Consider the following 6,000-nt stretch of genomic DNA (forward strand, 5'->3'; position numbering starts at 1 on the left):
CGAAAAGCCCAATAAATACGGGGTTTGGCTAGTGTTTGTTGGGGTTTGGATAGCCCTCCTAAGGGGAAGGTTGCAGGTTCGAACCCCGCCTGGGACACCATATAAATAGAGCCTTTTAACCCGTCATCCTGACAGCTCACTTTTTCCGTAACAGCAGGGTGGCAGCAAAAGGCGAAAATAAACCCCGCATAGGTCAGTCTTGCGGGGTTTTTTTTGGCTGAAATAATTAATAACGAAAGCAGCAGGCTTTATGACGACGGGTAGAAACGAACTTTGCTGGTGTGGCTCAGGGAAAAAATTAAAACGTTACCATCTTGGGCGCGCCGCGGCCGACCCTCTCAAATTCTGGGATTGATGCGCCCCGGATTCTCCAGACATCTTGCAAGCCCGCTTTACACGGCCTCCTTAAATAAGAACGCCCCCGTAACAGAACTGTCATCGTTCATCCACCAGCCACTGCCCTAAGCGTCCCGGCTACGGATAGATGCTTACTGGGCGCTACGGCTGAAAATCCTGATCACTTCACTCAGATGCTCGGCCATTGCCTGACGCGCTGCGTCGGGGTCGTGTTGTTCCAACGCTTGCAGCACACGCCGGTGTTCATCTTCCGAACGATGGGGCATGTCGCCCGAGCTGTAATGGCTTTGTAGACGCTGGAACATGCTGCCGTATCGATGGCCTAACAGGTGTTGAATCATCAGCGCGTAGGCCGGGTTGTCCGAGGCCTGGGCGATGCGGATATGGAATAGGCGGTCGCCGGGGTGGGTGTGTGAATCTTCACGGTTGTCCTGCACGTTGCGCTCGAACGCCTCGCGGATGCCTGCCAGTTCTTCATCGCTAGCGTTCACGGCCGCCAGCGCGGCGGCTTCGGGCTCGATCAGACGGCGGGCCTGAAGCAAGGCGAAGGGCGGGATTTCAGCGCTGAAATCAATCTCGATCCCCAGCTCAGGGTCCAGCTCTTTCCATTGATTGCGCGTGACTTGAGCCATGACTGGCTCATTCGATACCGCTTGCACTGAAGGCTCGCAGACCAGCACCCCGTTACCGACGCGCACATCCACCAAGCCGATCACTTCTAGCGCAATCATTGCCTCACGCACAGAGGCTCGGCTCACACCTAGCAACTTGGCCAGCTCTCGCTCGGCCGGCAAACGGCTGCCCGGCGGAAATTCTCCGCTGTCGATCAAGGCTCGCAGCTGGTCGGCGATCTGCCGGTAAAGTCTTTGGTTATCAATAACTTGAAATGGCATTGAAAATTAAACTCTGGTTTGGACAGCATTCGACAAGCACGCCGGTGGAAAAGACGCTTGTTGATGGTCGGGGCGAATGCTATAAAAGGCCTAATGGTCTGACCATTGAACCCATAACGTGAAGTGATCATAGCAAACTTTATTCTGGCGCTTGAGTCGGTTTGCCAATTGATGCGCCTCCAATGGCCTGACCATTGGGCCAGTCTTCGCGAAAACAATAAAAAATTAGCGTCACGGAGCATTTATGAATCTTTCCGGCAAACGCGTGCTGATCACGGCGGGCGCTCAGGGTATTGGCCTAGCCAGTGTCCAGGCGTATCTCGCTGCTGGCGCTGAAGTCTTCGCCGCCGACATCAATGCTGGCGCCCTCGAAGCACTTGAAGGTGCACATACCCATATCCTAGATGTCACCGATGCAAGCGCCATCCAGCACCTAGCCCAAGAGCTTGGTCCGCTAGATGTTCTGTTCAACTGCGCAGGTGTGGTTCACAGCGGCAACATTCTTGAGTGCAGCGAAAACGACTGGGCCTTCGCCCTGGACCTAAACGTTACCGCCATGTACCGCATGATCCGAGCTTTCTTACCGGGCATGTTGGCGAACGGTGGCGGCTCGATCATCAATATGGCCTCGGTGGCTTCCAGCGTTAAAGGCGTTCCCAATCGTTTTGCCTACTGCGCCAGCAAAGGTGCGGTAATTGGCCTGACACGTTCAGTGGCGGCTGATTTCGTCAGTCAGAACATCCGCTGCAATGCCATTTGCCCCGGCACCGTTGACTCCCCCTCCTTGCGTCAACGCATCAGTGAACAAGCCCAAAGTGAAGGTCGCAGCATCGCTGAGGTCTACGCCGCCTTCGCTGCCCGCCAACCGATGGGCCGCATCGGCACCGCTGAGGAAATAGCACACCTGGCGCTGTACCTGGGCTCAAGTGCCAGCGGGTTCACCACCGGAACTGCGCAAATTATTGATGGTGGCTGGAGTAACTGACTCCCGCGCCGCCATTAGACCTGCGTGCCCCTTAGCTCTAACTAACAAAGGAAATAATATGAAGCTGCTGCGCTACGGCGAAAAAGGCCAGGAACGTCCTGCGTTGCTTGATAACAACGGTCAATTGCGCGACTTGTCCGAAGTGGTCGTTGATATCACGGGCGACGCGCTGAGCCCGCAAAGCATCGCCCGCCTGCAAGATCTCGACCCGTCCAGCTTGCCGCTGGTTGAAGGCTCGCCACGCCTCGGCGCTTGCGTTGGTGAAGTCGGCAAGTTCATCTGCATCGGCCTCAACTATGCCGATCACGCCGCCGAAACTGGTGCCGCAATCCCGGCCGAACCGGTGGTGTTCAGCAAGTGGACCAGCGCCATTGTCGGCCCGAATGACGACATCGAGATACCGCGCAACTCACGCAAAACCGACTGGGAAGTCGAGCTTGGCGTGGTCATCGGCAAAGGCGGCCGCTACATCAGCGAAAGCGATGCTCTCGAACACGTGGCCGGTTATTGCGTAATCAATGACGTGTCCGAGCGCGAGTTCCAGCTGGAACTGGGCGGCACTTGGGACAAAGGCAAGGGCTGTGACACTTTCGGCCCGCTCGGCCCTTGGCTGGTGACCCGCGATGAAGTCGCTGACCCGCATCAGCTCGATCTGTGGCTGGAAGTCGACGGCAAGCGTTACCAGAACGGCAACACCCGGACGATGATTTTCCAGATCCCAAAAATCATCAGCTACCTCAGCCAATTCATGAGCCTGCAACCCGGTGATGTGATCTCCACCGGTACTCCCCCGGGCGTCGGCCTGGGTATCAAGCCTGAGCCGGTGTACCTGCGCGCAGGTCAACAAATCCGTCTGGGCATCGCCGGCCTCGGCGAACAAAACCAACGCACCGTGAATGCCCAGTGACAGGTAGCTACGCCATGACCACGATTACCGCTGTACGCGTTGAAGACATCCGCTTCCCTACTTCGCAATCTCTCGATGGTTCGGATGCGATGAACCCGGACCCGGATTACTCCGCGGCCTATGTCATTCTCGAAACCGATACCCCGGGCCTGGAAGGCCATGGGCTGACCTTTACCATCGGCCGCGGCAACGAGATTTGCTGCGCCTCGATCAAGGCGTTGGCCGGTCTGCTGGTGGGGTTGAAGCTGGAATGGATTGCCCAAGACATGGGCCGTTTCTGGCATCACGTCACCAGTGACAGCCAATTGCGCTGGATCGGCCCGGATAAAGGCGCCATTCACCTGGCCACCGGAGCGGTGGTCAACGCTGCCTGGGACTTGTGGGCCAAGGCGGAGCGCAAGCCGGTCTGGCGCCTGGTGGCGGACATGAGCCCCGAGCAGTTGGTGCGCTGCATTGATTTTCGCTACATCACCGATTGCATCACCCCGGCAGAAGCCCTGACGTTGCTGCGCGAACGCGCCCGGGGTAAAGCCGAGCGCGTTGCGCTGCTCGAAGAGCAAGGTTACCCGTGCTACACCACTTCAGCCGGGTGGCTGGGGTATGCCGACGACAAGCTGCGCCGTTTGTGTCAGGAAGCGGTCGACGCCGGTTTCTCCCACGTCAAACTCAAAGTCGGCCGCGACCTGAAGGACGACATCCGCCGCGTGCGTATTGCCCGTGAAGTGCTGGGCCCGGATCGTCAGTTGATGATCGACGCCAACCAGGTGTGGGAAGTCGACACGGCCATCAACTGGGTCCGCGAGCTCTCCTTCGCCAATCCATGGTTCATTGAAGAGCCCACCAGCCCGGATGACGTCGAAGGCCATCGCAAGATTCGTCTGGGTGTCGCTCCGGTCAAAGTCGCCACGGGGGAGATGTGCCAGAACCGCATCGTGTTTAAACAATTGATCATGCGTGAAGCGATTGATGTGGTGCAGATCGACGCCTGCCGACTGGGCGGGGTCAATGAGGTGCTGGCGGTGATGCTGATGGCCGCCAAATACAACTTGCCGGTATGCCCACACGCAGGCGGCGTGGGCTTGTGCGAGTACGTACAGCACCTGTCAATGATCGATTACCTGTGCATCGCCGGCACCCATGAAGGTCGCGTAGTGGAGTTTGTCGACCATCTGCACGAACACTTCGTAGACCCGTGCGTAATTCGTAATGCGGCCTACATGCCACCGCAGGCGCCGGGCTTCTCGATCCAGATGAAGGCCGCCTCTCGAGAGCAGTACCAGTATCGGGGCTAACCGCCATGCGATCCTCGCGCCCACTTCGGCTGAATGCTCACCAGCACTCCAGTCGCTATGACGCCACGGCCTATCGGGTACGTGATGGGCCTGGTGGCTGATAACGCCTCCACAGCTGTGGCGTATCTTTTGCCGATGGGCCGTTCTTGGTGGTCGCGGCTTATGTCCGTGGCGCCTTGAAAAAGCTGTAAGCGCTGTATTGATGTTGCTGCACTCCACAAAAACAATAATCGGAGGACGTCATGTCTAACCCCGCGTTGAAGCAGGCGCTCAGCAAAATCCGCTGGCGCATCTTGCCCTTTGTTGCATTGATGTTTGCGATGGCAATCATTGACCGTTCCAACATCGGTTTTGCCAAACACGCCTTTCAGGCTGACACCGGCCTCAGCAACGCCGCTTTTGCGCTTGGTGCGGGCATTTTCTTTATCGGCTACGCCGTGTTTGAGGTGCCCAGCAACCTGATGCTGCACAAGATCGGCGCGCGTATTTGGTTGAGCCGGATCATGGTCACCTGGGGGTTGGTTTCGGCTGCGATGATGTTTGCCCACGACGAAACCAGCTTCTACATCCTCCGCTTTTTGCTGGGCGTGGCCGAGGCCGGTCTTTCGCCGGGCGTGGTGCTGTACCTGACCTATTGGTTCCCGCAGAACCAGCGCGGTTCGGCCTACGGCATCTACTATTTTGGTGTGCCAGTGTCTTTGATTGTAGGCGGGCCGGTGTCGGGATGGCTGCTGGAAACCGCCCAGCTCGGCCTGGCCGGTTGGCAATGGATGTTTGTCACCGAAGGCCTCGCCGCCTCGATCATCGGCGTGTTTGCGTTCTTTTACCTGACCGACAAACCGCGAGATGCCAAGTGGTTGAGTGCTGAAGAAAAAGCTGCGATTGAGCACGAACTGGAAAAAGATCAGCTGTTGAAAGCCAATAATGGCCCATCGACATGGCGTGCGGCATTGATCAACCCTAAGGTTCTGTACTTCACCCTGATCTATTTCACGATTCAGGTCAGTGTCTACGGCGTACTGTTTTACCTGCCCACGCGAATCGCGGAACTGCTCGCCACCGGCATCGGCCTGAAAGTCGGCATGTTGACCGCCATTCCCTGGATTGCCACCGTTTGCGTGCTGTATGTGGTCACCCGTTACGCCGACCGAAAAGGCCAGCAGGCTCGTTTTGCAGCCTTGATGCTGGCATTGGCAGCAGTGGGAATGGTGGGCTCGACCTTGAGCGGTAGTCTGCCGCTGGTGATGCTGTCGTTCTGCGTTGCCGCCGCCGGGTTCATCACCGTGCAGCCGCTATTCTGGACCTTGCCTACTCGCTTCCTGGGCGGTGCCGCAGCGGCCAGCGGGATTGCGGTGATTGGCGCATTGGGCAATCTAGGCGGCTTCCTGGCGCCAACGGTAAAAACCTGGGCCGAGCAGTACTTCAATAACGCCCACGCGGGGATGTACTTCCTGGCGGCGACCGCCCTGATCGGTACGCTGATGCTGATTCGCTCGGCAAGAGCGGGGCACGAGTCAGGAAAGCGGGTTCAGGTGGCCCGATCGCCCAGCTGAAAATGTGTACGTG

The 6,000-nt window shown here is 57.8% G+C and carries 6 protein-coding genes; 5 read left to right on the forward strand and 1 reads right to left on the reverse strand.

Annotation, left to right across the window (positions count from 1 at the left end; all coding sequences use genetic code 11):
* Positions 1–250 precede the first annotated feature (250 nt).
* Positions 251–355 carry an SEC-C metal-binding domain-containing protein gene (locus QMK50_RS27415; protein ID WP_095171571.1) on the forward strand — a complete coding sequence of 35 codons (105 nt, stop codon included), beginning with the start codon at positions 251–253 and terminating at the stop codon, positions 353–355.
* 133 nt (positions 356–488) lie between these two features.
* On the opposite strand, the gene QMK50_RS20530 is transcribed toward QMK50_RS27415, so the two are convergent.
* On the reverse strand, positions 489–1,250 hold the full coding sequence (locus tag QMK50_RS20530) for a FadR/GntR family transcriptional regulator (protein WP_095171573.1): 762 nt from the start codon (positions 1,248–1,250) through the stop codon (positions 489–491).
* Positions 1,251–1,494: 244 nt separating this feature from the next.
* On the opposite strand from QMK50_RS20530, the gene QMK50_RS20535 reads away from it, so the two are divergent.
* The 4 genes from QMK50_RS20535 (at position 1,495) to QMK50_RS20550 (ending at position 5,987) form a co-directional block, all read left to right on the forward strand.
* Complete coding sequence (locus tag QMK50_RS20535) at positions 1,495–2,235, forward strand: SDR family oxidoreductase (RefSeq protein ID WP_320333835.1); 741 nt, start codon at positions 1,495–1,497, stop codon at positions 2,233–2,235.
* Positions 2,236–2,293: 58 nt separating this feature from the next.
* Entirely contained in the window at positions 2,294–3,142 is an 849-nt protein-coding gene (locus QMK50_RS20540; protein WP_095171576.1) for a fumarylacetoacetate hydrolase family protein, read from the forward strand.
* Positions 3,143–3,156: 14 nt separating this feature from the next.
* Positions 3,157–4,434 (forward strand): L-fuconate dehydratase, encoded by a 1,278-nt coding sequence (locus QMK50_RS20545; protein ID WP_095171578.1) that lies wholly within the window; start codon positions 3,157–3,159, stop codon positions 4,432–4,434.
* Positions 4,435–4,676: 242 nt separating this feature from the next.
* On the forward strand, positions 4,677–5,987 hold the full coding sequence (locus QMK50_RS20550) for an MFS transporter (RefSeq protein ID WP_320333836.1): 1,311 nt from the start codon (positions 4,677–4,679) through the stop codon (positions 5,985–5,987).
* Positions 5,988–6,000: the final 13 nt, after the last annotated feature.

It is taken from the genome of Pseudomonas sp. P5_152, assembly GCF_033989915.1.
GTDB lineage: Bacteria > Pseudomonadota > Gammaproteobacteria > Pseudomonadales > Pseudomonadaceae > Aquipseudomonas.

Bases quoted from the DNA above. Each gene is read 5' to 3' on its own strand.
- QMK50_RS20535 (WP_320333835.1), top strand. From the start codon at position 1,495: ATGAATCTTTCCGGCAAACGCGTGCTGATCACGGCGGGCGCTCAGGGT.
- QMK50_RS20540 (WP_095171576.1), top strand. From the start codon at position 2,294: ATGAAGCTGCTGCGCTACGGCGAAAAAGGCCAGGAACGTCCTGCGTTG.
- QMK50_RS20545 (WP_095171578.1), top strand. From the start codon at position 3,157: ATGACCACGATTACCGCTGTACGCGTTGAAGACATCCGCTTCCCTACT.
- QMK50_RS20530 (WP_095171573.1), bottom strand. From the start codon at position 1,250: ATGCCATTTCAAGTTATTGATAACCAAAGACTTTACCGGCAGATCGCC.
- QMK50_RS20550 (WP_320333836.1), top strand. From the start codon at position 4,677: ATGTCTAACCCCGCGTTGAAGCAGGCGCTCAGCAAAATCCGCTGGCGC.
- QMK50_RS27415 (WP_095171571.1), top strand. From the start codon at position 251: ATGACGACGGGTAGAAACGAACTTTGCTGGTGTGGCTCAGGGAAAAAA.